The 22,755-nt window shown below is 66.1% G+C and carries 23 protein-coding genes; 5 read left to right on the top strand and 18 right to left on the bottom strand.

The annotated features are described in order from the left end of the window. Nucleotides 1-22: 22 nt before the first annotated feature. Entirely contained in the window at nt 23-742 is a 720-nt protein-coding gene (locus QOU61_RS35720) for a DNA-3-methyladenine glycosylase I (protein ID WP_289655858.1), read from the top strand. Nucleotides 743-768: 26 nt separating this feature from the next. Here the strand turns inward: QOU61_RS35720 and QOU61_RS35715 are convergent, their stop codons facing one another. The 4 genes from QOU61_RS35715 to QOU61_RS35700 all read right to left on the bottom strand — a co-directional run bounded on the left by QOU61_RS35715 (nt 769) and on the right by QOU61_RS35700 (nt 3,939). Further along, nucleotides 769-1,047, bottom strand: a complete 279-nt coding sequence (locus QOU61_RS35715; protein WP_289655857.1) for a hypothetical protein — start codon at nt 1,045-1,047, stop codon at nt 769-771. 20 nt (nt 1,048-1,067) lie between these two features. After that, nucleotides 1,068-1,538, bottom strand: coding sequence for a DUF1801 domain-containing protein (locus QOU61_RS35710; protein ID WP_289655856.1), 471 nt, complete (start codon nt 1,536-1,538; stop codon nt 1,068-1,070). Nucleotides 1,539-1,577: 39 nt separating this feature from the next. Beyond that, on the bottom strand, nt 1,578-2,402 hold the full coding sequence (map, locus tag QOU61_RS35705) for a type I methionyl aminopeptidase (RefSeq protein ID WP_289655855.1): 825 nt from the start codon (nt 2,400-2,402) through the stop codon (nt 1,578-1,580). A 223-nt stretch (nt 2,403-2,625) separates the two neighbouring features. Then, a complete protein-coding gene (locus tag QOU61_RS35700) occupies nt 2,626-3,939 on the bottom strand; it encodes a mechanosensitive ion channel family protein (protein WP_289655854.1) in 1,314 nt (437 codons plus the stop codon). Nucleotides 3,940-4,146: 207 nt separating this feature from the next. Between QOU61_RS35700 and QOU61_RS35695 the strand changes: the two genes are divergently transcribed. Together QOU61_RS35695 and QOU61_RS35690 are read left to right on the top strand one after the other, a co-directional pair. Further along, complete coding sequence (locus QOU61_RS35695; RefSeq protein WP_289655853.1) at nt 4,147-5,940, top strand: potassium/proton antiporter; 1,794 nt, start codon at nt 4,147-4,149, stop codon at nt 5,938-5,940. 185 nt (nt 5,941-6,125) lie between these two features. Beyond that, nucleotides 6,126-6,380: a PepSY domain-containing protein gene (locus QOU61_RS35690; protein ID WP_289655852.1), complete on the top strand. Its 255-nt coding sequence runs from the start codon at nt 6,126-6,128 to the stop codon at nt 6,378-6,380. A gap of 143 nt (nt 6,381-6,523) precedes the next feature. On the opposite strand, the gene modC is transcribed toward QOU61_RS35690, so the two are convergent. The 6 genes from modC to mepA form a co-directional block, all read right to left on the bottom strand. Then, entirely contained in the window at nt 6,524-7,201 is a 678-nt protein-coding gene (gene modC, locus QOU61_RS35685; protein ID WP_289655851.1) for a molybdenum ABC transporter ATP-binding protein, read from the bottom strand. 3 nt (nt 7,202-7,204) lie between these two features. After that, on the bottom strand, nt 7,205-7,900 hold the full coding sequence (modB, locus tag QOU61_RS35680; protein ID WP_289655850.1) for a molybdate ABC transporter permease subunit: 696 nt from the start codon (nt 7,898-7,900) through the stop codon (nt 7,205-7,207). A gap of 10 nt (nt 7,901-7,910) precedes the next feature. Continuing rightward, nucleotides 7,911-8,696 (bottom strand): molybdate ABC transporter substrate-binding protein, encoded by a 786-nt coding sequence (gene modA, locus QOU61_RS35675; protein WP_289655849.1) that lies wholly within the window; start codon nt 8,694-8,696, stop codon nt 7,911-7,913. A 169-nt stretch (nt 8,697-8,865) separates the two neighbouring features. Next, entirely contained in the window at nt 8,866-9,375 is a 510-nt protein-coding gene (locus QOU61_RS35670) for a hypothetical protein (protein ID WP_289655848.1), read from the bottom strand. Between the two features lie 3 nt (nt 9,376-9,378). After that, a complete protein-coding gene (locus QOU61_RS35665; RefSeq protein WP_289655847.1) occupies nt 9,379-9,588 on the bottom strand; it encodes a TOBE domain-containing protein in 210 nt (69 codons plus the stop codon). A 190-nt stretch (nt 9,589-9,778) separates the two neighbouring features. Continuing rightward, the gene (gene mepA / locus QOU61_RS35660; RefSeq protein WP_289655846.1) at nt 9,779-10,750 is read right to left on the bottom strand and encodes a penicillin-insensitive murein endopeptidase; all 972 of its coding nucleotides are present in this window, start codon (nt 10,748-10,750) and stop codon (nt 9,779-9,781) included. 616 nt (nt 10,751-11,366) lie between these two features. Here mepA and QOU61_RS35655 point away from each other — a divergent pair. Next, the gene (locus QOU61_RS35655) at nt 11,367-13,592 is read left to right on the top strand and encodes a putative bifunctional diguanylate cyclase/phosphodiesterase (RefSeq protein ID WP_289655845.1); all 2,226 of its coding nucleotides are present in this window, start codon (nt 11,367-11,369) and stop codon (nt 13,590-13,592) included. Here the strand turns inward: QOU61_RS35655 and QOU61_RS35650 are convergent. From QOU61_RS35650 to lepA, 4 genes are all read right to left on the bottom strand, one after another. Beyond that, nucleotides 13,525-14,052: a DUF1801 domain-containing protein gene (locus QOU61_RS35650; RefSeq protein ID WP_289655844.1), complete on the bottom strand. Its 528-nt coding sequence runs from the start codon at nt 14,050-14,052 to the stop codon at nt 13,525-13,527. The genes QOU61_RS35655 and QOU61_RS35650 overlap by 68 nt on opposite strands. Nucleotides 14,053-14,064: 12 nt before the next feature. Then, nucleotides 14,065-15,237 (bottom strand): acyl-CoA dehydrogenase family protein, encoded by a 1,173-nt coding sequence (locus QOU61_RS35645; protein ID WP_289655843.1) that lies wholly within the window; start codon nt 15,235-15,237, stop codon nt 14,065-14,067. 117 nt (nt 15,238-15,354) lie between these two features. Further along, nucleotides 15,355-15,681, bottom strand: coding sequence for a hypothetical protein (locus QOU61_RS35640; protein WP_289662067.1), 327 nt, complete (start codon nt 15,679-15,681; stop codon nt 15,355-15,357). A 109-nt stretch (nt 15,682-15,790) separates the two neighbouring features. After that, nucleotides 15,791-17,602, bottom strand: coding sequence for a translation elongation factor 4 (gene lepA / locus QOU61_RS35635; RefSeq protein ID WP_289655842.1), 1,812 nt, complete (start codon nt 17,600-17,602; stop codon nt 15,791-15,793). Nucleotides 17,603-17,751: 149 nt separating this feature from the next. Between lepA and QOU61_RS35630 the strand changes: the two genes are divergently transcribed. Next, nucleotides 17,752-19,344 (top strand): glycosyltransferase family 39 protein, encoded by a 1,593-nt coding sequence (locus tag QOU61_RS35630; protein WP_289655841.1) that lies wholly within the window; start codon nt 17,752-17,754, stop codon nt 19,342-19,344. A 131-nt stretch (nt 19,345-19,475) separates the two neighbouring features. Here QOU61_RS35630 and QOU61_RS35625 read toward each other — a convergent pair whose 3' ends face one another. From QOU61_RS35625 to QOU61_RS35610, 4 genes are all read right to left on the bottom strand, one after another. Further along, nucleotides 19,476-19,805 carry an HPr family phosphocarrier protein gene (locus QOU61_RS35625; protein ID WP_289655840.1) on the bottom strand — a complete coding sequence of 110 codons (330 nt, stop codon included), beginning with the start codon at nt 19,803-19,805 and terminating at the stop codon, nt 19,476-19,478. Then, nucleotides 19,802-20,203: a PTS sugar transporter subunit IIA gene (locus tag QOU61_RS35620; protein WP_027579987.1), complete on the bottom strand. Its 402-nt coding sequence runs from the start codon at nt 20,201-20,203 to the stop codon at nt 19,802-19,804. The genes QOU61_RS35625 and QOU61_RS35620 overlap by 4 nt, the downstream gene beginning before the upstream one ends. Nucleotides 20,204-20,332: 129 nt before the next feature. After that, nucleotides 20,333-20,872 carry an HPr kinase/phosphorylase gene (locus tag QOU61_RS35615; protein WP_289655839.1) on the bottom strand — a complete coding sequence of 180 codons (540 nt, stop codon included), beginning with the start codon at nt 20,870-20,872 and terminating at the stop codon, nt 20,333-20,335. Continuing rightward, nucleotides 20,869-22,674 (bottom strand): sensor histidine kinase, encoded by a 1,806-nt coding sequence (locus tag QOU61_RS35610; RefSeq protein WP_289655838.1) that lies wholly within the window; start codon nt 22,672-22,674, stop codon nt 20,869-20,871. Before QOU61_RS35610 ends, QOU61_RS35615 begins: the two co-directional genes overlap by 4 nt. Nucleotides 22,675-22,755 lie beyond the last annotated feature (81 nt).

The raw sequence follows: 22,755 nt of genomic DNA, 5'->3' as shown, positions 1-22,755 counted from the left end.
TCGCGCAACAGGGGTGACCGTCATGACGCCGTTCAAGGCCATTCGCGCCCGTGCCGAGAAGCGCAAGGGCGGCGCCAAGGCGCTGGAAAAACTGTTGCCGCCGAAGCCGCGCGCGGCCGCACTTGCGAAACTCACCGATGACCGCGCGCTCGCCGAGATGACGAAGCGGGTGTTCTGCGCGGGCTTTGCCTGGAGCGTGATCGAGGCGAAATGGGACGGGTTCGAGGAGGCCTTTGCAGGTTTTGCGCCGGCCGCGCTCGCCTTCAAGCCCGACGAATTCTGGGAGAAGCTGACCGCCGACACGCGCATCGTGCGCAACGGCGCCAAGATCATGTCGGTGCGCGACAATACCCGCTTCGTGCAGGAGATTGCCAAGGAGCATGGCAGCTTCGGCCGCTTCCTCGCGAGCTGGCCGTCGTCCGATGAGGTCGGGTTGTTGGACCTCTTGGCCAAGCGCGGCAGCCGGCTCGGCGGCAATACCGGCCAGATGCTGCTGCGCTTCCTCGGCTGGGACGGTTTTGTCACCTCGAAGGACGTCGTCGCCTGCCTGCGCGAGGCCGGGCTCGACATCGGCGAAGAGGTCAAGTCAAAGAAGGATCTCGCCAAGGTGCAGGCGCAGTTCAACGCCTGGGCCAAGGAGACGGGATTGCCTTACGTCCAGCTGTCGCGGATCTGCGCCCTGTCGGCCGGCAACAACTACAGCGCCGACGAGCTGATGCGCCGCATGGGCGGAGACGAGTAATCAGGCCGTTGTGCTGGCCGATACCATCATGCGGTCTTATCGGCGCGAATGAGGACCCGGTCCCCCCAATACTGCATCTCAGGGAAGCTTCCTAGCCGCAGCACAAACCACAAACCCGACCCGTCGCCTGTCATTCCAGAGAGTTCGCGAATACCGGATGTGTCATCGTCCACTTCAATTGTCCAATGGCTCGTTTCATCATTCGCAACCACGACGAGCGACTTGTCCTCCACAGAAGGCCGATCGTCGTCTAGTGAAACCGAGTAGGGCCCGTTTGGTCCGACGAAGTGGAGCATTTTCATCATCGGTCCCTGCGCCTGGCGGGTCACATCCGCTCGCCGGGCAATTGGCTGGCTTGCTTCACCCAGGCGACGAATTGCGCTTCGTCGAGACCGTCGTCTTCGTGGATGTCGACATAGCGCGTGTCCTTGCTCCTGGATTTACCCGGAGGGACGGGACGCAGTGACGTGCCGCGGAAGAACGCGACCTTGACGTATTTCGCGAAGCAGTGGACGCCGAGAAACCAGCCTCGGTCCTCCACGCCGTATAACGGCGAATTCCATTTGACCGCCTTGCGCACGCTGGGGACGGTGCGCTCGATGAGCGCGTCGAGGCGCTGTCCGACCTCGCTTTTCCAGCCCGGCATCGCCGCGATGTAGGCCTGCACAGGGGCGTTGCCCTCGGCCTTTGCGATCTGCGGGTTACCGCCAGCGAGGAGAGACGGCTTCGCCGCGCCGCGCTTGGCAGCGACCTTGCTTTCGGCCTTTGCCGGCTTCCTGGACGCTTTGCGGGCCATTGCGCGGGGAAGCCTCCGCCTGGAGCGGTGGTGACGGGATCAGCGCGCGGCCAGCGGCTTCTCGCCGTGACGCTCCGACAGCGTGAAGATTTCGACGCCATTAGCGGTGACGCCGACCGAATGCTCGAACTGCGCCGACAGCGAGCGGTCGCGGGTGACGGCGGTCCAGCCGTCCGAGAGGATCTTCACATGCGGCTTGCCGAGATTGATCATCGGCTCGATGGTGAAGAACATGCCGGGCTTCAGCGGCACGCCCTCGCCGGGCCGGCCGACATGGATGATGTTGGGCTCGTCGTGGAACAGGCGGCCCAGGCCGTGGCCGCAGAAATCGCGCACCACGCTCATGCCCTGCGGCTCGACGAAGCTCTGGATCGCGTGGCCGATGTCGCCGGTGGTGGCGCCGGGCTTCACCGCGGCGATTCCCCGCATCATCGCCTCGTAGGTCACCTCGATCAGCCGCTCGGCCTTCCGCGCGATCGGATGGATCGCGTACATCCGGCTGGAATCGCCATACCAGCCGTCGACGATGAAGGTGACGTCGATATTGACGATGTCGCCTTCCTTCAGCGCGCGATCGCCGGGCATGCCGTGGCAGACCACGTGGTTGAGCGAGGTGCAGGTCGAATAGCGGTAGCCGCGATACATCAGCGTTGCCGGATAGGCGCCATGACTGAAGGCGAATTCGCGGACGAATTCATCGATTCTGGCGGTCGGAACACCGGCCTTCACGATGTCGGTCAGTTCGTCCAGGCATTTCGCCACCAGGCGGCCGGCGTTGCGCATGCCGGCAAAGGCGCTTTCGCCGTGCAGCTTGATCTGTCCGGTCTTGCGCAGTGAGATGTCGCTGGCTTCCACGTAGCTCATGAAGGGTTTCTTGTTCGCGGCGGGAACGATTTCATTGCCAGTGTCCCGATTCCGAAGTTCGCATCGTTCTGCGGATACCTCGTTTGCGAACTTCGGAATCGAAGGACACTAGCAACTTATTAATGCAGTGGGGCTCCGAACCGCCACACTCGCCTAATTTAATGATCGGGGCGTCCAGTGCAAGCCGGGCTTGCGGCAGTGGAACACCGTAAATTGCCGTATTTCAGCTCGAAGCCTCCACCACGGTCTCAACCGGCAGCGCGCCCCGCACCCTGAGCTCGCGCACCGGATAGGGCACGCGGATGCCCTCGTGCTTGAACGCGTCCCACAGCGCCAGCATCACGTCGCTCTTCACGTTGTCCATACCGTCGGGGTCGGCGATCCAGAACGTGAGCGAGAATTTCATGCCGGCCTCGGCGAACTCGGTGAGGATGCAGTTCGGCGGCTTGCCCTTGATCGCGCGCGGCGCGGCGGCGGCAACCCCTGCCGCCAGCTTGCACACCAGCCGGGGATCAGCGTCGTAGTTGGTGCCGAAGGCGATCTTCACCAGCGTGTTCTTGTCGGTATAGGTCCAGTTGGTGACCTTCTGGGTCACCAGGTCCTCGTTGGGGATCAGGAACTCGCGGCCGTCGCCGGCGGCGACCGAGATGTAGCGCGTCTTCATCGCGCTGATCCGCCCCTGGCTGTCGCCGATGGTGACGAGGTCGCCCGGCTTCACCGACTTGTCGGCGAGCAGGATGATGCCGCTGATGAAATTGGCGACGATCTTCTGCAGGCCGAAACCGATGCCGACGCCGGCCGCGCCGGAGAAGATCGCCAGCGCCGACAGGTTGATGCCGACCGCGCTCATGGCCACCGTGACCGCGAAGATCATCAGGCCGACGCGGATCATCTTGATCAGCAGCACCTGCACCGAGGGCGTCAGGTCGCTGGACCGCGTGATCCGGTTCTCCAGGAAATTGGAGACGATGTTGGTCAGCCACAGCGCCACCATCAGCAGCAGGCCGAGCTTGATCAGGAGCAGCGGCGTCAGCCGCAAGCCGCCAAGCACCACCGAAACCGAATCGAGTGCTTCGATGGTCGGGTCGAGCTGGCCGAGGATCGAGAGCGCCGCCACCAGCCAGGCCGACAGCGAGATGACACGGACCATGAAGGCGTTGCGGATGCCCGAGGTCACGAGCCCGATGGCGAGCCAGGCCAGCGCCAGGTTCGCGGCGACCGACAGCAGATAGCTGCGGCTCGGCCAAGTCGACATCACCATGATGATGCGCGTCAGCGCCATCAGCAGCGCGAATACCGCGGTCGGGGCGCTGTCGACCAGCACCCGCATGAAGCGCCGCAGCGCAGTGGGCCAGCCCATCCCCAGGGTCGTGAGGTCGATCCGGGCACGGATGGCGGCGCTGATCGCAAAAGCGAGGCCGGCGCCGGCCAGCACCATGCCGACCTGCAGGTAGAACCATGGCGAGGTTACCTCGGCGCCGACCGAGCGCGCGGCCATCTGCAGGAATTCGAGGACGTCCTTGAGGTCGATGTCCATCTCACTGTCTCGTTGCGATTCGCACGGGCGGAACGGGGCGGAAAATCCCACAATCATGGGGCTGGCGCCATCGATACGATGCGCCGGGGCGGGTGTGGAGGCCGGCGATGCGGGCACATTGCCACAACCGGCGAGAAATCGGTTGGCGTCGAAGTGTGGCGACGATAAGGATGCAATTGCAGCGATTTGCAGGGATTTTCGACGTGCATGGCGTCTCTTGATTCGGTCAGCATAGCCATCCTCCTGGGGGCGGCACTGGTCATGGCCGGTATCCTGTCGAGCCTGCTCGCGCTGCGCTTCGGCGCCCCCCTGCTGCTGGTCTTCCTCCTGATCGGCATGCTGGCCGGCGATTCCGGGCCCGGTCACCTGCAGTTCGACGACGTGCGGACCACCTATCTGGTGGGGTCGGTGGCGCTGGCGCTGATCCTGTTCGATGGCGGGCTGCGCACCCGCTTCCAGAGCATCCGCGCGGTCCTGGCGCCTTCGATGGTGCTGGCGACCGTCGGCGTGCTCTTGACCGCCCTGGTCACGGCGCCGTTCGCGAAGCTGGCGCTCGACCTGAACTGGTCCGAGGCGCTTCTGGTCGGCGCGGTGGTGGCCTCGACCGATGCCGCCGCGGTCTTTCTTCTGGTGCATACCCAGGGCCTGCGGCTGCGGCCGCGCGTCGGCGCGACGCTGGAGGCGGAATCCGGCACCAACGACCCGTTCGCGATCTTCCTCACCTTGATGCTGGTCGAGTTCATCTCGATCGGCAACAGCACGCCCGGCCATGTGGTGATGGAGTTCCTGCAGGAAGCCGTGCTGGGCGCGATCATCGGCGTGATCGGCGGCCGCATGGTGGTGCTCGCGCTGAACAAGGTGGCGCTGCCGCAGGGCCTGCACGCACCGTTCGTGGCGACGGCGGCGCTCGTGATCTTCGGCGCGGCGCAGATCGTGCACGCGTCGGGCTTTCTCGCCGTCTATCTCGCCGGCATCATCATCGGCAACCGGCCGACCCGCGCGCACAACTCGGTGGTGACCTTCCTCGACGCCGCGACCTGGCTGGCGCAGATCGTGATGTTCGTGCTGCTCGGCCTGTTGGTGTCGCCGCAGCGGCTCGGCTCGAGCGTCGGACCGGCGGTCCTCGTCGCGCTGGTCCTGATGCTGCTGGCGCGGCCGCTCGCGGTGTTCGTCTGCCTCGCGCCGTTCCGCTTTTCCTGGCGGGAAAAGCTGTTCATCGCCTGGACCGGCCTGCGCGGCGCGGTGGCGATCTTCCTTGCCTCGATCCCGATGCTGGTCGGGCTGTCCAAGGCCTATCTCTATTTCGACGTCGCCTTCGTCGTCGTGATCATCTCGCTGCTGCTGCAGGGCTGGACGCTGGGGCCGGCGGCGCGGCGGCTGCATGTGGCGCTGCCGCGCACCGACCGCGGTCCGCGCCGCGTCGAGCTGGATCTGCCGGGCCAGCTCGAGCAGCAGCTGGTCGGCTATCCGGTGCGGCCGAAGAGCCTGTATTTCCGCCGCGGGCTGATCCCGTCCTGGTCGAAGCCGACGCTGGTGATCCGCAACGAGAACATTCTCTCGCCCGCGGAGGCCGATCCGATCGCGCCCGGCGACTATCTCTATCTGCTGGCGCCGCCGGAAAAGGCCGAGTCGCTGGACCGCTTCTTCGTCGACATGCCGCCGAGCACCGCGCCCGACCCGCATCTGCTCGGCGACTTCGTGGTGTCCGGCGAGCATACGCTGAGCGAGCTCGCCGAGATCTATGGCGTGAAGCTCGATCCGGAACAGGCCAAGCTGACGCTGTCGGATTACTTCGACATCCATCTCGATCACGCGCCGAAGGAGGGTGCCACCGTCGACCTCGACACCATCGTGCTGGTGGCGCGCAGCCTTGGCGGTGGCCGGGTCAATGTCGTCGGCCTGCGCCTGCCGGAGGACGAGGAGGCGCGCAAGCCCGAGACGCGCATGCAGATGTACAGGCGCAAGCTCGCCGATCTCTGGGCGTCGGTGGCCGGCATCTGAGCCGCTGACCGTTTCGCCATATTTGCGGCGCGCATGCCCGATTGCGGCCAGGAAGCCGCCGCGATTGCCGAGGTTTTTTGGCAACCCTGCCGTGCGCGCAGGCTGGAACGCGCGGCGCCGCAACGGGTTTTAGGAAGCGTTGCGCGGTGCAGACGCGCGACAATGGCTTCGACCAGGAGGTTCCCATGCGAAAATATATCCTGCCGATCTTCGCCGCCGTGGCGCTCGCCGTCGCCGCGCCCGCCAGCGCCTATGATTCGGCCGGCCGGCTGTCGCTGGAGGACGCGCTCGATGTCGCCAACGATATCGGCCTGATGAGCGTGTCCCATACCGAGTTCGAAGGCGACAAATGGGAGATCGAAGGGCGCGACCGTTCCGGCCGCTGGATGGAAGTGGCGGTCGATGCTGCGACCGGCGACGTGCTGTGGGTCAACCGCTAGCGCATGATCCGGAAAAGTGTGCAGCGGTTTTCCGTCGCGACAAACGCGAAAACGCGTTTGCGCGGAGATCATGCTCAATCAAAAGCTAAAGCGCGAATCGTGATTCAACCCGATCCCCGTCGCGCTTTGGGCCGCGCCCGCGATTACTGCGGCGCTGTGCCCGGCAGCACCTTGACGCTGCCAAAGGACGTGACGCGTCCGCGCTGAAGCAGCACGATCTGCGTCGCGAGCTGGCGTAGCTCGGCCGCGTCATGGCTGACATAGACCATGGGAATGCCGCCCTCGTCGCGCAGCCGCACGAGGTAGGGCAGGATTTCCACCTTGCGTCCCTCGTCGAGCGAGCCCAGGGGCTCGTCGAGCAGCAACAGCCGCGGTTTCGATAATAGCGCCCGGCCGAGCGCGACGCGCTGGCGCTCGCCGCCGGACAGTTTGCCCGGCCGGCGATCCATCAGGTGATCGATGTCGAGCAGCTCGGTGACGCGCTTGCGCTGCGCGGGATCATCGGCAAGGCGGTTCATGCGCCGCCCGTAGTCGAGGTTCTGCCTGACATCGAGATGCGGAAACAGCCGCGCATCCTGGAACACATAGCCGATGCGGCGGCGATAGGGCGGCACGTGGATGCCGGCCGCGGTGTCGTCCAGCGTCTCGCCGTCGACGACGATGGTCCCGCGATCGGGCCGCAGCAGCCCGGCGATCATGTTGACCAGCGAGGTCTTGCCGGCGCCTGAGGCGCCGAACAGCCCGGTGACGCGGCCTTCGCTCGCGAAGGAGGCCGCGAGCGAGAATTCACCAAGCGCTTTCTCGACGTCGACGCGCAGCATCGCCTAGTTTCCGTGCATGCGCGACAGCGCGCGCCGCGCGAACCATTCGGACGCGATCAGCGCGGCCATCGCGATCACGATCGAGACGACCACCAGCCGCAGCGCGGCCGCGTCGCCATCCGGCGTCTGGATCAGGGCATAGATCGCCGACGAGATCGTCTGCGTCTCGCCGGGGATGTTGGAGACGAAGGTGATGGTCGCGCCGAATTCGCCGATCGCCTTGGCAAAGCCGAGCACCATGCCAGCGAGCACGCCGGGCAGCGCCAGCGGCAGCGTCACGGTGGCAAACACCTGCCAGGGCGCGGCGCCAAGCGTCTCGGCGGCCTGCTCGAGCCGTCGGTCCACCGCCTCGATCGAAAGCCGGATCGGGCGCACCAGAAGCGGAAACGCCATCACGCCGCAGGCCAGCGCCGCGCCGGTCCAGCGGAACGCGAACACGATGCCGAGATGCTCCGCAAGCCAGGCGCCGAGCGCGCCGCGCCTGCCGAAGTTGAGCAGCAGCAGGTAGCCGGTCACGACCGGCGGCAGCACCAGCGGCAGATGCACCAGCGCATCGAGCGCGGACTTGCCCCAGAAGCTGCGCCGCGCCAGGAGCCAGGCGAGCGCGATGCCGAAGGGGGTCGCCACCAGCGTTGCGACGACGGCGACCTTGAGCGAGAGCAGGATCGCCGTCCATTCCGTGGGCGAGATATCGAACACGTCGGAGAGGTCAGGTCGACGGCTTGACGAGATAGTTGAAGCCGTACTTCTCCAGCACCGCCTTGGCCGCCGACGAGTGCAAATAGTCGAGATATTCCTTTGCCTCGGGCTTTGCGGTCGTGGTGGCCGCTACCGGATAGATGATCGGAGGATGGGAATCGGCCGGGAAGGTGCCGACGATCTTGACGCCGGGCTCGACCTTGGCGTCGGTCGCATAGACGATGCCGAGGCCGGCTTCGCCGCGCGCCACCAGCGTCAGCGCCGCGCGCACGCTTTCGGCCATCGCGAATTTCGGTTCGGCCGCTTGCCACGCGCCGAGCTTTTCCAGCGCCGCCTTGGCGTATTTGCCGACCGGAACCGACTTGACATCGCCGGTCGCGATCCTGCCGTCGCCGGCGAGCTTGGCGAGGTCGAAGCCGGGAGCGATCGCGACGTTGTCGATCTTCGAATCCTTCGGCGCGATCAGCACGATGCTGTTGCCGAGCAGGTTCGCCCGCGTTGGCTCGTTGATGGTCTTCTTGGAAACCGCATAGTCCATCCAGTCGGTGTCGGCGGAGACGAAGATGTCGGCCGGCGCGCCCTGCTCGATCTGCTTGGCAAGCGTCGAGCTGGCGGCATAGCTCGCATTGACCTTGACGCCGGTCCTGGCGGTGAAAGCATTGTCGATCTCGTCCAGCGCGTTTTTCATCGAGGCGGCGGCAAATACGGTCAGCGTCTTGTCCTGCGCGAGGGCAGGCGGCGCGGCGGACCCGCAAAGGATCACGAGGGCGGCAACAATTCCGGCAAGTCTGGTCATCAAAAGCGCTCCGATGCGGATCGGCGCGCGCAGGAGCTGCGCGCCAATCAGGCGTTGGCTGAACGGAAAGCGACGGGCGGAAGCGCCGTTCCGGTATTCCTTTAAGGCTTACGGCCGTTGGAATGTCGCGCGAAAAACCATAACAGGCCGCTTCAGCCGGCAAAAGCCCTCATTCTGCCGCGGGCAGGATGGCGACCGAGATCGCGCCTTCCCGCACGCTTGAGACTTGCAGCACGAACGGGCTTGCCGCCAGCTCGACCTTGATGGTCTTGCGGATGCCCGCGCAGTCGGTGGCGCCGCTGAAAGCCTTGGGCTTGAGGAAATGCCCGTCCTGCGCCACGTCGATCCACGCGCCGGCCGAAAGGCTCACGGTGTAAAGCCCGGCCTTGGGCGGATTCTTGAACGCGAGAAAGCCGGCGAAGGTGCCGTCCTTTGGCGCGCGCTCCGGCGGGGTCGGCAGCTTCGCATCGAGCGGGGCGACCAGCGACAGCGTGATCGCCGAAGAAGGCAGCACCGCCTGTTCGCTGCCCGAGGCGAGCGCGGGGCGGTTTGGCGCCGTCAGCGCCGCGCGCGCCGGCTCGATATTCCACTTGAACTTGTCGCAGCCGCTCGGCTCCTCCGCGGCGAGCGCGGATGCGGAGCCTGCGAGCAGCAGCGCGATCGGGAGAACGCGGCGCATCTTTCAGTCCACCGCGATCATCACGTCGGAGGCCTTGATGACCACGACGACGTGATCCTTGGCCTTGATGCCGAGCTCGTCGACCGCCTCGTTGGTGATCGCCGAGGTCACGGTCTGGCCGCCGCCGATGTCGACGCGGACATGCGCCGTGGTCGCGCCCTTCTTCACGTCGATGACGGTGCCCTTGATCTGGTTGCGTGCACTGATGCGCATGAGTCTTCCTCGCGAGGTTGGGCCGCGTGACACGCGCCGCGCGGGCCGGCTGGGATGGCGGTGAAAGCATTTCGGGACCATCGTCCCGGTCGAGAGGGGCGCTTACGGCGCCGCGCCGGATTATTGTAGCGCCGTTTGTGACCGAAATAAAATGCGCGCGATGCGCCTATTTGCCGGCCTGTTTCCTTGCCTATTTCCTGGCCTCGCTCCTGGCGCCGTTCTTCGCGTCCGGCGCGTTCAAGACCTGCTTGCAGGCCGCGGGCAGTTGCGCCAGCGTGATGGCGGGTTTCGGCTTGGGCGGCTCCTTCGGCGGCGGCGGATGCAGGACGGAATCCTTGAACCAGTAGCCGAGCTCGGACTCCGCGCAGCCTTCGTCGCCGGATTGCGACGGCTGGCCCTCGCATTCGGCACTGCCGGACGGACAGGCCATGCGGATGTGGAAGTGGTAGTCGTGGCCCCACCACGGCCGGATCTTGTAGAGCCAGCTGCGGTCGCCCCTGGCCTCGCGGCACAGTGCCTTCTTGATCGCGGCATTGACGAAGATGCGCTGCACGCCCGCCTCCTGCGCCGCCGCGCGCAGCACCGCGAGATGTCCCGGCGTGAACACTTTCGGATCGATGTCGAGCCGGTCCTCGCGCACCATCATGGTCGCCGACATCTCCTCGCGCTGCTCGCGCGACAGCCGATGGTCGGGCATCGGCGTCAGCCAGATGTCGGCATCGAGCCCGATCTGGTGGCTGGCATGGCCCGACAGCGCGGGTCCCCCGCGCGGCTGGCCGATGTCGCCGACCAGGATGCCGGGCCAGCCGGCATCCTTGTGCGCTTTGGCCGCGAGCCGCTTCAGCAGCGCGATCATCGCGGGATGGCCCCAGTAGCGGTTGCGCGACAGCCGCATCACCTGCCAGGTGTCGCCGTCGAACGGCATCTGGTCGGCGCCGGCGAGACAGCCCTTCGAGTATGAGCCGATCGCGCGCGCCGGCATCGCCGCCGGCAACAGCCTGCGGGCGAACAACTGCTTGGCGGGGAGCTTGGGGTCGTTCGGATTGGCGAGCGGCGGCAACGGCTTCGGCTCGAGGCTGCCCTTGTCCTGCGCCAGCGCCGGCACGGTGTGGGCAAGCACGACAGCGAGCAGCAGGGAGATCAGGCTGAGACGAGGCGTCATCGGATCACTCTGGGAGCAAAAGACTAGTGTCCCGATTCCGAAGTTCGCATCATTCTGCGGCCCCTCGTTTGCGAACTTCGGAATCGAAGGGACACCTATTGAACTAGTGTGGCTTTGGTTCAGAAGTCCGCATGACGAACTCGCGGCGACAATGGCGCGAACTTCCGAACCGCCACACTAGCACGAAATCGGACGCAAGACGAACCGGCCGCCGTTGACCGCCCACAACCTGGCAGCGATCGGGTTGCGTCCGTCGTCCACTGCGATGCGCCCGCGCGTCGCGCCGGCTGCGCGTTCAGGTCATGGCAATCGTCGGCAAGGCAAACATTGCGTTAAGCCGCGATGTTAACGGTGGAATAACCTTGACGCCGATTGGGCAGATTTCAGGCGCTGCGGCCACGGGATTGCGGTCCGTTGCCTCTCCATTGGGCGCGCTGGCTGGGGTTTGTCCATGCATTCAGGAGTTGTATGCCGTGCCGGCGCGATATCGGTGCCCGGCGCGCGGGAACCGGCCGCGCGGACGCTCGCGCGGGCGCGCGCACCCGGAAAATCGAGATTACCAATTGTTCAGACACATTGGGGAGAACAGAGCACGCAGAACGCGAGTGCGATGGGAATGCCGGCGATGAGGCCGCAAAAGCAGAAGAACAAGAAACACGCGCCGATCCTCCGCAGGACTGGCCGGCCGGCGCGGCCGAACCCGAAGCTCCGCGCGGTCCCGCGGCGCGCCGAGGTCGAGGCGGGCGAGATCGAGCGCCGTCGCGCGGAAACAGAGGCCGCTGTTGCCGAGGCGCGCAAGTCGCACGAGCGGCTGCGCCAGGCGATCGACATCCTGCCGCAGGGCATCGTGTTCCTGGATTCCGAGGGGCGCTACATCCTCTGGAACAAGGAATATGCCGAGATCTACAGCCGCAGCGCCGACCTGTTCGAGCCCGGCGCGCGGCTGGAGGACACCATCCGCATCGGCGTCGCGCGCGGAGACTATCCGGAAGCAGTTGGCCGCGAAGAGGAATGGATCGCCGAGCGGCTGGCGAAGCTCTATCAGCCCGGCGAGCGCCACGAGCAGACGCTCGCCGACGGACGCGTGATCCTGATCGAGGAGCGGCTGACCGCCGATGGCGGCATTGTGGGCCTGCGCGTCGACATCACCGAGCTGAAGCAGCGCGAGGCCTCGTTCCGGCTGCTGTTCGACAGCAATCCGATTCCGATGATTGTCTGCGCGCTCGACGATCAGCGCATCCTTGCGGTCAACGACGCCGCGGTGGAGCATTATGGCTACAGTCGCGCCGGCTTCGAGACGCTGACCATCCGTGGCCTGCAGGCCTATGACAGCGATCCGCCCTGGGCCGAGGCGGCGTCCTGCGACGAGCAGGCGGCGCGGACCTGGAAGCATGTGAAGGCCGACGGCAGCCTGATCGACCTTGCGATCTATTCGCGCGAGCTCGTCTATGCCGGCAAGCCCGCGATGCTGTTGTCGCTGATGGACATTACCGAGCGCAAGCGCGCCGAGGCGCGGCTCGCCTTCATGGCCCAGCATGACGGGCTCACCAGCCTGCCGAACCGCACGCTGCTGCGCCAGCAGCTCGATGAGCTGCTTTTGCATTCCAAGCGCTCGACCGACAATGTCGCGGTCCTGGTGCTGGGGCTCGACAACTTCAAGTCGGTCAACGATTCGCTCGGCCACGGCGTCGGCGACAAGCTCTTGCGCAGCGTCGGCAGGCGGCTGCGGTCGACGTTGCGCGACGAGGACGTGGTGGCGCGGCTCAATTCCGACGAGTTCGCGGTCGTGCAGAGCGGCATCGCGCGCCCCGATGACGCCGCGCAGCTGTCACGGCGGCTGCTGGATGCGATCGGTGAGCCGTTCCTGCTCGACGGCCATTCGGTGGTCATCGGCGCTTCGATCGGCGTCGTGCTGGCGCCGGTCGACGGCGAGGATTCCGAACGGCTCCTGAAGAACGCTCATATGGCGCTGTCGCGCGCCAAGAACGATTCGCGCGGCGGCTTCTCCTTCTTCGAGGCGGGCATGGACGCGCGCGCCCAGAGCCGGCGCAAGATCGAGGTCGAGCTGCGCGAGGCGATCCAGCGCGACGTGCTCCGGCCGCACTACCAGCCGCTGATCGATCTTTCGAGCGGCCGCATCACCGGGCTCGAGGCGCTGGTGCGCTGGCCGCATCCGGAGCGGGGCATGGTTTCGCCGGCGGAGTTCATCCCGGTCGCTGAGGACACCGGCCTGATCAACGCGCTCGGCGGGCTGATGCTGCGGCAGGCCTGCATGGACGCGGCCAACTGGCCCGACGAGGTTCGCGTCGCGGTCAACCTGTCGCCGCTGCAGTTCCGCAACGGCAATTTGCTGCCGACCGTGATGGACGCGCTGAAGCGATCGGGCCTGTCGCCGGGACGGCTCGAGCTCGAGATCACCGAAACCTTGCTGCTGGAAAAGAGCAGCCAGGTGCTCGCGGCCCTGCATGCCCTGCGCACGCTCGGCGTCCACATCTCGATGGACGATTTCGGCACCGGCTATTCCAGCCTGAGCTATCTGCGCAGCTTCCCGTTCGACAAGATCAAGATCGACCAGTCCTTCGTGCGCGGCCTCGCCGCCAACCGCGAGGCGCAGGCGATCATCCGCTCGATCGTCAGCCTCGGCAAGGGGCTCGGCGTCATCATCACCGCCGAAGGCGTCGAGACCGAGGCCGAGCTGAAGTGCCTGCGCGCCGAGGGCTGCCAGGAGGGTCAGGGTTTCCTGTTCAGCGCCGCGCGGCCGAACGCCGACATCGTCAAGCTCCTGGAGGCGCAGTGCGGCGCCGACGCCGCGGCCGATCTTGAGGCCGCGATGGTGGCGTGAGGCGCGAGTGCCGGCGCTCAGGCTTCGTGGAGACGCCGCCGCGTGCCTTGTTCAAATGATAGGTCAGCGCCAGCGCCACGCAGTGGCGCAGCGCCGCTTCGGGCAGCTCGTCGCCGGCATCGAGCAGAATGCTGCGATTGCCGCCATAACTTAGCTCCGGATAGAGCTCGCGGAACGTTTCGACCAGACTGGTCTGGCAGTGAAAATAGATCGCGTATTGGTTGGGGACGGATTTGACCCCGTCGATGCGGACCGTGCTGCCGCTCTTGCTCGCGCTGGTCAGATAGCTCGGTTGTCCCCATTTCAGCGTTTCCTCGATCGCGCCGACGCCGTCGGTCCGCTGCGCGGTATCGAGGATCAGCCGGCGCAGCGCCAAGAGCCGGCTGCGCACCGGCTCCGGACAGGCAGCGAAGACGGCTGCGACCGCGGGATCGCCGATCGCGCGCTGGCGTTTCCTCACGGAATAGGCCTTTCACCGCGACGTTGGCGGTGTCGCGAGCTTTGCCGACAGGATCGCCTTGCCGGCATCCTCGTAATGGGTGTCGCGGGCCTGGATCTGCTGGTTGATGGCGTGGATGTCGCGAAAGCGCCGCTCGAACGGATTGGCGGCGAAGATCGCGGTCGCCCCTGACATGTGATATGCGGTGTCGACCACTGCGCTCGCCTGATGGATGGTCCATGTCGCGGCGATGCGCAACGCGACACGGTGCGCTTCGCTGATCGGCTGGCCGCTCGCGAGATCGCGCCACACCTCCGCGGCCGTGCCGTAGAGATAGGCGCGCGCGGCGCGCAGGCTCGCCTCGGTGCGCCCGATCAGGCCCTGCACCGCGGAGTTCTCGCGCATCGCCGACAGGCCCTGCGGCTGCTTGCTGCGCGCAAGCTCGATCGCCGCATCGAGGGTGGCGCGTGCCACCCCGAGCGCGGTCGCGGCAAAGCCCATGCTGAACACCATGTTGGTCGAGAGCTTGTACAGCGGTCCGTGCTCGCGCAGCGCCGCGGGGTCGTCGCGGAGTGCGGCGAACTTCTCCGGGATGAAGAGGTTCTCCACCGAATAGGAATCGGTCGCCGTTCCCTTCAGCCCGATCACGTTCCAGACGTCGTGCATGGTGGCGCTGGCCATCGGGAACAGGATGGTGCGGATTTCCGGCGAGCCGTCCTTCTTCTTGCGCGGGCTGCCGTCGGCCTCCACGACGCGGACATGCGCGCCGAGCCAGCTCGCCTGCCGCGAGCCCGAGGCGAAATCCCAGCGCGCATTGGCGAGGTAGCCGCCGGGCACCGCCTTCACCTCATGGGCGATCGCGCCCCAGGCCAAAATGCCGGGCGGCGTGTTGAAGATCTCGTTGGCGGCATCGTGATCGAGATAGGCGGCTGTCATGGCGCAGACCGAGCACTGGCCGAGGCACCAGGCCGTGGAGGCGTCGGCCTTGGCGATTTCCTCCTGCATCTGCATGAAGGTCTCGAGCGGGGCCTCGATGCCGCCAAAGCTCTGCGGCAGCAGCGCCCGGTAGAGGCCGTTCTCGATCAGGCCTGAGGTGACTGAAGGCGTTAGTCGCCGTGTCCGCTCGATCTCGTCGGCTTCGCTTGCAATCAGCGGCGCCAGCGCCCGCGCGCGCTCGACGACGTCAAGACCGGCCTGCCTGTTCATGCGTTTCCTGCCCTTTCTGGGTCTGTTGGAAGCGCGATGGTCGTCTATCTGGCGAAAGAGGGCAAGGTGGGGGGCGGGTGCAACCCGTTGGTCAATTTTGCGGCGTCCGAAGGGCGTCTACCCGCAATTCCAGACGGGCCCGATCGGCGTCCAGGTCCAGCACGGACCGAAGCTGCCGCCGTTATAGCGGCCGCGGAAAAACCCGGGTTCGCCGAAATAGTATCGGTCGCCATTGTACCAATAGGAGGGGGAATAATCCGGCATGCCCCGCGCGGCACCCTTCGGGCCAAAAACCGGAACGGCATTATTGGGCGGTTGGTGATAGCCGGGCAGGAAGCCATAGCCATGCCAGGCGGAGACGGGCCGCTTGTGAGCGGGCCGGCCCGACGTCATGGCAGGCCACAGCAGGATGATGACGATCGATGCAGACAATATGCGCGACATCGTCACAATATAGCCGGCCTGCCGTTCAAACACGACTTAATATCGAAAAGGCGTTTCGGGATCGCCGAGGCGATGACGGCATCACGCGCGCCGGACGCAGGTCGATGCCTCAGCTATCCACCTTGAGCGCGGCAATGAAGGCTTCCTGCGGGATGTCGACCTTGCCGAACTGCCGCATCTTCTTCTTGCCTTCCTTCTGCTTCTCCAGAAGCTTGCGCTTGCGCGTGATGTCGCCGCCATAGCACTTGGCCGTGACGTCCTTGCGCAGCGCGCGCACGGTTTCGCGCGCGATCACCTTGCCGCCGATCGCCGCCTGGATCGGGATCTGGAACATGTGCGGCGGAATCAATTCCTTCATCTTCTCGACCATGGCGCGGCCGCGGCCTTCGGCGCGGGTGCGATGCACCAGCATCGACAGCGCATCGACCGGCTCGCCATTGACCAGGATCTGCATCTTCACGAGATCGGCCGGCTTGTAGTCGGTGAGGTGATAGTCGAACGAGGCGTAGCCCTTGGAGACCGACTTCAGGCGGTCGTAGAAGTCGAACACGACTTCGTTGAGCGGCAGGTCGTATTTCACCATCGCGCGCGAGCCGACATAGGTGAGCTCCTTCTGCGCGCCGCGGCGGTCCTGGCACAGTTTCAGCACGCTGCCGAGATATTCGTCGGGCGTGAGGATGGTCGCCTCGATCCAGGGCTCCTCGATCTCGGCGATCTTGACCACGTCGGGCATGTCGACCGGATTGTGGATCTCGATCATCGAGCCGTCGGTGAGGTGCATCTTGTAGATCACGCTCGGCGCGGTCGCGATCAGATTGAGGTCGAACTCGCGCGACAGCCGCTCCTGGATGATTTCCAGGTGCAGAAGCCCGAGGAAGCCGCAGCGGAAGCCGAAGCCGAGTGCAGCCGAGGTCTCCATCTCGAAGGAGAAGCTGGCGTCGTTCAGCCTGAGCTTGCCCATCGCGGCGCGCAGCGATTCGAAGTCGTCGGCGTCGACCGGGAACAGGCCGCAGAACACCACCGGAATCGCCGGCTTGAAGCCCGACAGCATTTCCGAAACCGGGTTCTTGTCGTCGGTGATGGTGTCGCCGACGCGGGTGTCGGCAACCTCCTTGATCGCGGCGGTGATGAAGCCGATCTCGCCGGGGCCGAGCTCGTCGACCTGCTGCATCTTCGGCGTGAAGAAGCCGACGCGCTCGACGTCGTAGGCCGCCTTCGTGCCCATCATGCGGATGCGGCTGCCCTTCTTCATCACCCCGTCGACGACGCGGATCAGGACCACGACCCCGAGATAGACGTCGTACCAGCTGTCGACGAGCAGCGCCTTCAGCTTGCCGTCGCGGTCGCCCTTCGGCGGCGGCAGGCGGGTGACGATCGCCTCCAGCACGTCGGGAATGCCCTGGCCGGTCTTGGCCGAGATCATGACCGCGTCGGAAGCGTCGATCCCGATCACGTCCTCGATCTGCTGCTTGATCTTGTCCGGCTCGGCCGCGGGCAGGTCGATCTTGTTGAGGACCGGCACGATCTCGTGGTTGTTGTCGAGCGCCTGATAGACGTTGGCGAGCGTCTGCGCCTCGACGCCCTGGCTCGCATCGACCACCAGCAGGGAACCTTCGCAGGCCGCCAGCGAGCGCGAGACCTCGTAGGCGAAGTCGACATGGCCCGGCGTGTCCATCAGGTTGAAGATGTAGTCCTTGCCGTCCTTGGCGCGGTAGTTCAGCCGCACCGTCTGCGCCTTGATGGTGATGCCGCGCTCGCGCTCGATATCCATGGAATCGAGCACCTGCTCCTTGCCCGCCATTTCGCGGTCCGAAAGCCCGCCCGTCATCTGGATCAGGCGGTCGGCCAGCGTCGATTTGCCATGGTCGATATGGGCGACAATGGCGAAGTTTCGGATGTTGGAAATGGGGGTGGTCGTCATGGGGCGCGGGATAGCATTCGCGCTGTGGCGCGGCAACCTTATTGCCCACGTTTGGCCGGGTTTCCTCACGCCAAGCTGATTCCACTTGCGCCGAAAACGCGCTACGCACGGGGGCGCGGGATGAGGTTCTGCGAGGCTCGGAAAGCACCATGTCGACAGCGTCACTTGTTCCGGCCATCGCGCGCCGCCGCAGGCGTCTGAGCTTCCGGCGGCTGGCGGCGTGGCTGGTCCAGCGCGCCACCGACCCGGCCACCGATTTCTGGCTGGTGGTCAGCTTTGCGCTTCTGCACGGCGTGTTGTGGACGCGGATCCTGACCGAGCTGAAGGCCGCGCAGGACGTCCACATGGATGTCGCGGAAGCCTTCGCCTGGGGCCAGAAATTCCAGCTCGGCTACGGCAAGCATCCGCCGCTCTCAGGCTGGATCGCCGGGCTCTGGTTCGACTTCTTTCCGGTCACGGACTGGGCGACCTATGCGCTGGCGATGACCACGCTCGGCATCGGCCTGGTGCTCTGCTGGTTCATCGCGCGCCAGGTCGTCGACCGCCGCCGCGCATTCTTCGTCGTGGTGATGCTCGCGCTCTACCCGATCTTCAATTTCAAGGGCTTCAAGTACAACCCTGACCTGTTGCAGCTCGTCACGCTGCCGCTGGTGGTGCTGGCCTATCTGCATGCGTTCAGGAGACGCAGCGCGCTGAGCGGCGTCTGGCTTGGGCTTGCGGGCGCGGCTGCGCTGATGACCAAATACTGGGTGCTGACCATGATCGGCGCCATCGGCCTTGCCGCGCTGATCCACCCGGATCGGGCCAAATTCCTGGCCTCGCCGGCGCCATGGATTGCGATCGCAACCATGCTGGTGGCGATGATCCCGCATTTCCTCTGGGTCTACAGCGTCGACTTCCTGCCCTTCACCTATGCCGGCGACGTCTATGGCCTGTCCGATCGGAGCCTGAGCGCGCGGCTCGTGCTCGGCTATGTCGGTCACAACCTCGCGCTGCTGGCGCTGCCGGTCGCGCTCGCCGGGCTCGCGCTGTTCTGGTTCAAGCCGCGGCTCTCGCAGGCCTGGTACGCCGGTGCCAACCCGGGCGTCAACGCGTCGCAGGCGCTCAATGTCTGGCTGATCCAGGCCATCGTCGCCGTCGGTCCGCCGCTCGGCGGGCTCGCGTTTGCGATCTACATGAAGACCGACTGGGGGATATCGCTGTTCTTCCTGGTGCCGCTGGCGCTGGTCGCGCTGCCGCGGCTGCGCGTGCATCGCTGGGCGCTGTTTCGCCTGACCGCGATCTGGCTGGTGGCGACGCTCGTGACACTGGCGGCCGCGCCATGGATCGCCGAGCACGAGATCGCGACCAACCCGAACGGCGCCAACAGTTACGGCGCGCGCTCGCAACTCGCGCGCGAGCTGACGCAGGTCTGGCGCGACCGCTTCGGCTCGCGCTGGGCGGTCGTCGCCGGCACCACCGAGGTCGGCGAGCCCATGACCTTCTACAGCCCCGACCATCCGGCGCCGCTCACGCCGGGCGAGATCTGGTCGTCCGGCCTGACCTCGCTTGAGGAGGCCAAGCGGCTCGGCTTCATCGGCGTCTGCGACACCACCGACGGGCGCCTGCACATTTGCGAGGACTGGATGGCGAAGAACGGCAAGGATGCCGAACAGCTCGTGATGACAACGCAGCGCTTCTTCCGCGGCCATCCGGGGCCCGCGATCAACTGGAAGATCTACATCGTGCCGCCGGCGAAGTAGCTCGCACCGACCCGGACAAGCGAGAGACGAGAGGGTGGGCAAAGCGAAAGCGCGCCCACCATTTGAGCCGTCGGGTATTGACGCTAGGCACGGCGCAAGCGCGCCTTTGCCCACCCTGCGCGGCGGAAGGCCTACGTGCCTTCCTCGTTGAACTTGCTGGCGACGAGCTCGGTGATGGCGCTGATCGCGGCTTCGGCGTCCGGGCCGATCGCCGACACCACGATGGTGGTGCCGGGCGCCGCCGCCAGCATCATCAGCCCCATGATCGAGGTGCCGCCGACGGTTTCGCTGCCGCGCGTCACCCAGACCTCGGCGTTGAAGCGCTCGACGGTCTGCACGAACTTGGCGGAGGCCCGCGCATGCAGGCCGCGCTTGTTGACGATGAGAAGCTCACGGGAGACGGCGCCGGCGGGCACGCTCGGCCCGGGAATATGCTCGGGCGAGGCGTCGTCGTCGTTCATTTGCCGGCAAGGACTCGGCTTGCGATCGTGACGTATTTGCGGCCCGCCTCCTGCGCCATCGCGATGGCGTCGGGCAGCGAGCGCTCCTCGCGCACCTTGGCGAGCTTGACCAGCATGGGAAGGTTGATGCCTGCGAGCACCTCGACCTTGGGGCGGCTCATGCAGGAGATCGCGAGGTTGGACGGCGTGCCGCCGAACATGTCGGTCAGGATGGCAACGCCGTCGCCGGAATCGACGCGGTTGACCGCCTCGATGATATCGCTGCGGCAGAGATCGGCGTCGTCTTCAGCTCCGATCGTAATTGCTTCAATTTGTTTCTGTGGACCCATGACGTGTTCGAGCGCGGCCTTGAACTCGTCGGCAAGGCGCCCATGGGTCACCAGTACTAGGCCAATCATCGGAAACTCCTCGCGGGTGCTTTGGTGCACCGCACGAACGCGCCACTTTGACCATCCAGAGCCCCCGCGCAAGAGGGGATCTTCGCGTTTCTCCCGGAATCTGACCTGAGAAGAGGGAGTGGCGCCGGTCTATTCGGTGGCGATAGTGGGGCTCATATGGTTACCAATTCCCTTCAAGCAATCGCCTGAAAGGTTAACGGAAGATGAACTTTCGGTTGTCGTCAGCGCCGCGACAACCAGCGGAAGGGGTGCGAAGCCTGATGGCACCGGGATTCGCGGTATTTTGACACCGAACATGGTGGTGACAAGGGCGTGCCGCGGCGGCAGCCGTTCGGCATCGGGTGCGGCGAGATCAACCACGAGGCCGATTGTCGCCTCGGCCACAAAGTCGCAGCGGCGGATGCCGAGCCCGCGGATCTCGATCAGGCTTTCGAGTTCGCGCGCGGGCCGGGCGACCAGCACATCGCCCCGCGCATCGACATGGAGCCGGTCGTCGCCGACCAGGACGGTCGGCGGGATCTGGCCGGACCGGCCGGCCAGGATCAGGTCGAAGGCGAGGCGCGATTTGCCGGCTCCCGAGGGGCCGCGGATCAGCACGGCGCGTGCGCCGACCAGGACAGCGGAAGCGTGGATGGTGGGGCCAGTGCCCCCACCGGCGGTCCCGCTCATAGCGCCGGCAGCCTGACCACGAAGCGGGCGCCCGCCACGGTGGTCTCGCCGTCGGCGTTCAGCGGCCCGACCCGGTTCTCGGCCCAGATGCGCCCGCCATGGGCCTCGATGATCTGCTTGGAGATCGATAGGCCGAGGCCCGAATTCTGGCCAAAGCCCTGATGCGGCCGATCGGTGTAGAAGCGCTCGAAGATGCGCTCCAGCGCATCGGGACGGATGCCCGGGCCGTCGTCGTCGACCACGATCTCGATCTCGGCGCGCAGGCGGCGGCAATGGATGCGCACCTTGCCGCCGGGATCGGAGAACGACTGCGCGTTGGAGAGCAGGTTCGAGATCACCTGGCCGAGCCGCGAATCATGGCCTGGCACCGAGAAGGCGTCGAGCGGGCTGCGGCCCTCGAAGCGCGCCTCGACGGCGACGTCGTGGCCGAGCCGGGTCTCGTTGGCGACCGAGGTCAGCGTGGTCAGGAGGCGGCGCAGATCGACCGGCGCCATGTCCTGGCGCTGCAGCTCGGCGTCGAGCCGGCTGGCGTCGGAAATGTCCGAGATCAGCCGATCGAGCCGCTTGACGTCGTGCTCGATCACGGCGAGCAGGCGCGCTCGGCTGTTGTCGGTACGCGCCAGCGGCAGCGTCTCCACCGCCGAGCGCAGCGAGGTCAGCGGGTTCTTCAATTCGTGCGCCACGTCGGCGGCGAACATCTCGATCGCCTCGATGCGGTTGTAGAGCGCATCCGTCATGTCGCGCAGCGCGCCGGAGAGATGGCCGATCTCGTCGCGGCGGCGGGTGAAGTCGGGGATCTCGACGCGGGTCTTGATGCGGCGGCGGACGCGCTCGGCGGAATCGGCGAGCCGGCGCACGGGACCGGCGATGGTCGAGGCGAGCAGCAGCGACAGCACGATCATCACGGCGGAGGCGACGCCGCCGACCTTCAGGATCGCGAGCCGCTCGGCGGTCACCATCTGGTCGATGTCGTCGCCCTGCGTGGAGAGCATCAGCGCGCCGTGGATCGCGCGTGAACGCAGCACGGGCACGGCGACCGAGACGATCACCTCGCCGCGCGAATTCACGCGTACCATGGAGCGCTTCTGCCCCTTGAGCGCGTCGGCGACCTCCTGATAGCCGTTGCCGTTCTCCGGCCCGAGCTCGCGGTACAGCGGCAGGTCGCCGCGGTTCAGCCAGGTGCGGATTGCGATCATCGCGCGCTCGGCGACGTTCGGCTGCTGCGAGGCCGGGGTCGGCAAGTCGAAGCGCAGCACGTTTTCGAGATTGCGGCTGTCGAGCAGCATCCCGCCGCCCGGATCATAGATGCGCGCCCGGGTCTTGGTCGGCGAGATCAGCGTGCGCAGCACCGGCGCGACGCGTTCGGGGTTGATCGGGAAGTCGAGGCCGGAGGATTCGTCCGGCGCGGTGTAGGTTTCGCCGGGCTTCAGGTCGAGCAGCCGGTCGGGATCGATGGTGATGGCGTTGGTCTGCACGGTGGCGGAAGCCGCGATCGCGCCCGCGATGATCTCGGCCTGTACCAGCAGGCTCTGCGCCCGCGCGTCGATCAGGCCGGCGCGAAACTGCGACAGATAGAGCACGCTCGCCACCAGCGCGAGGAGACCCGCGATGTTCAGCGAGACGATGCGGCGCGTCAGGCTCGAAAACGAGAGCGTGAAGAGGAACTGCCCGGCGCGGCTCAGCCAGCGCAGCGGCCGCCAGCCCGTAACCTTCGGGCTGTCGGCGACCGGACTTTCGAGCACGAGCGACGTCGAGGCGTCCTCGCTGCTTACGCCCGGATCAGGCTGCGTTCGATCAAGCAAGATAAAGGTCCCGCGATGTGCGCTGCCGTCACACCCTACCTCAGACTGACGGTGCCGTCAGTCTGCAAACCCGCATCGGCG

Origin of the sequence: Bradyrhizobium sp. NP1, from assembly GCF_030378205.1 — a bacterium.
In the GTDB taxonomy this organism is placed as follows: Bacteria; Pseudomonadota; Alphaproteobacteria; order Rhizobiales; family Xanthobacteraceae; genus Bradyrhizobium.
Note: the sequence above shows the minus strand (reverse complement) of the source record. Positions and strands in the feature narration are given on the sequence as shown.

What these genes read in the sequence shown, in the direction of transcription:
- QOU61_RS35640 (WP_289662067.1), bottom strand. Translation starts at nt 15,681, where the DNA reads ATGTCGCGCATATTGTCTGCATCGATCGTCATCATCCTGCTGTGGCCT.
- modA (WP_289655849.1), bottom strand. Translation starts at nt 8,696, where the DNA reads ATGACCAGACTTGCCGGAATTGTTGCCGCCCTCGTGATCCTTTGCGGG.
- QOU61_RS35700 (WP_289655854.1), bottom strand. Translation starts at nt 3,939, where the DNA reads ATGGACATCGACCTCAAGGACGTCCTCGAATTCCTGCAGATGGCCGCG.
- QOU61_RS35695 (WP_289655853.1), top strand. Translation starts at nt 4,147, where the DNA reads ATGGCGTCTCTTGATTCGGTCAGCATAGCCATCCTCCTGGGGGCGGCA.
- map (WP_289655855.1), bottom strand. Translation starts at nt 2,402, where the DNA reads ATGAGCTACGTGGAAGCCAGCGACATCTCACTGCGCAAGACCGGACAG.
- mepA (WP_289655846.1), bottom strand. Translation starts at nt 10,750, where the DNA reads ATGACGCCTCGTCTCAGCCTGATCTCCCTGCTGCTCGCTGTCGTGCTT.
- QOU61_RS35715 (WP_289655857.1), bottom strand. Translation starts at nt 1,047, where the DNA reads ATGATGAAAATGCTCCACTTCGTCGGACCAAACGGGCCCTACTCGGTT.
- QOU61_RS35620 (WP_027579987.1), bottom strand. Translation starts at nt 20,203, where the DNA reads ATGATTGGCCTAGTACTGGTGACCCATGGGCGCCTTGCCGACGAGTTC.
- QOU61_RS35670 (WP_289655848.1), bottom strand. Translation starts at nt 9,375, where the DNA reads ATGCGCCGCGTTCTCCCGATCGCGCTGCTGCTCGCAGGCTCCGCATCC.
- lepA (WP_289655842.1), bottom strand. Translation starts at nt 17,602, where the DNA reads ATGACGACCACCCCCATTTCCAACATCCGAAACTTCGCCATTGTCGCC.
- modC (WP_289655851.1), bottom strand. Translation starts at nt 7,201, where the DNA reads ATGCTGCGCGTCGACGTCGAGAAAGCGCTTGGTGAATTCTCGCTCGCG.
- QOU61_RS35630 (WP_289655841.1), top strand. Translation starts at nt 17,752, where the DNA reads ATGTCGACAGCGTCACTTGTTCCGGCCATCGCGCGCCGCCGCAGGCGT.
- QOU61_RS35615 (WP_289655839.1), bottom strand. Translation starts at nt 20,872, where the DNA reads ATGAGCGGGACCGCCGGTGGGGGCACTGGCCCCACCATCCACGCTTCC.
- QOU61_RS35665 (WP_289655847.1), bottom strand. Translation starts at nt 9,588, where the DNA reads ATGCGCATCAGTGCACGCAACCAGATCAAGGGCACCGTCATCGACGTG.
- QOU61_RS35625 (WP_289655840.1), bottom strand. Translation starts at nt 19,805, where the DNA reads ATGAACGACGACGACGCCTCGCCCGAGCATATTCCCGGGCCGAGCGTG.
- QOU61_RS35690 (WP_289655852.1), top strand. Translation starts at nt 6,126, where the DNA reads ATGCGAAAATATATCCTGCCGATCTTCGCCGCCGTGGCGCTCGCCGTC.
- QOU61_RS35710 (WP_289655856.1), bottom strand. Translation starts at nt 1,538, where the DNA reads ATGGCCCGCAAAGCGTCCAGGAAGCCGGCAAAGGCCGAAAGCAAGGTC.
- QOU61_RS35645 (WP_289655843.1), bottom strand. Translation starts at nt 15,237, where the DNA reads ATGAACAGGCAGGCCGGTCTTGACGTCGTCGAGCGCGCGCGGGCGCTG.
- QOU61_RS35720 (WP_289655858.1), top strand. Translation starts at nt 23, where the DNA reads ATGACGCCGTTCAAGGCCATTCGCGCCCGTGCCGAGAAGCGCAAGGGC.
- QOU61_RS35655 (WP_289655845.1), top strand. Translation starts at nt 11,367, where the DNA reads ATGCCGGCGATGAGGCCGCAAAAGCAGAAGAACAAGAAACACGCGCCG.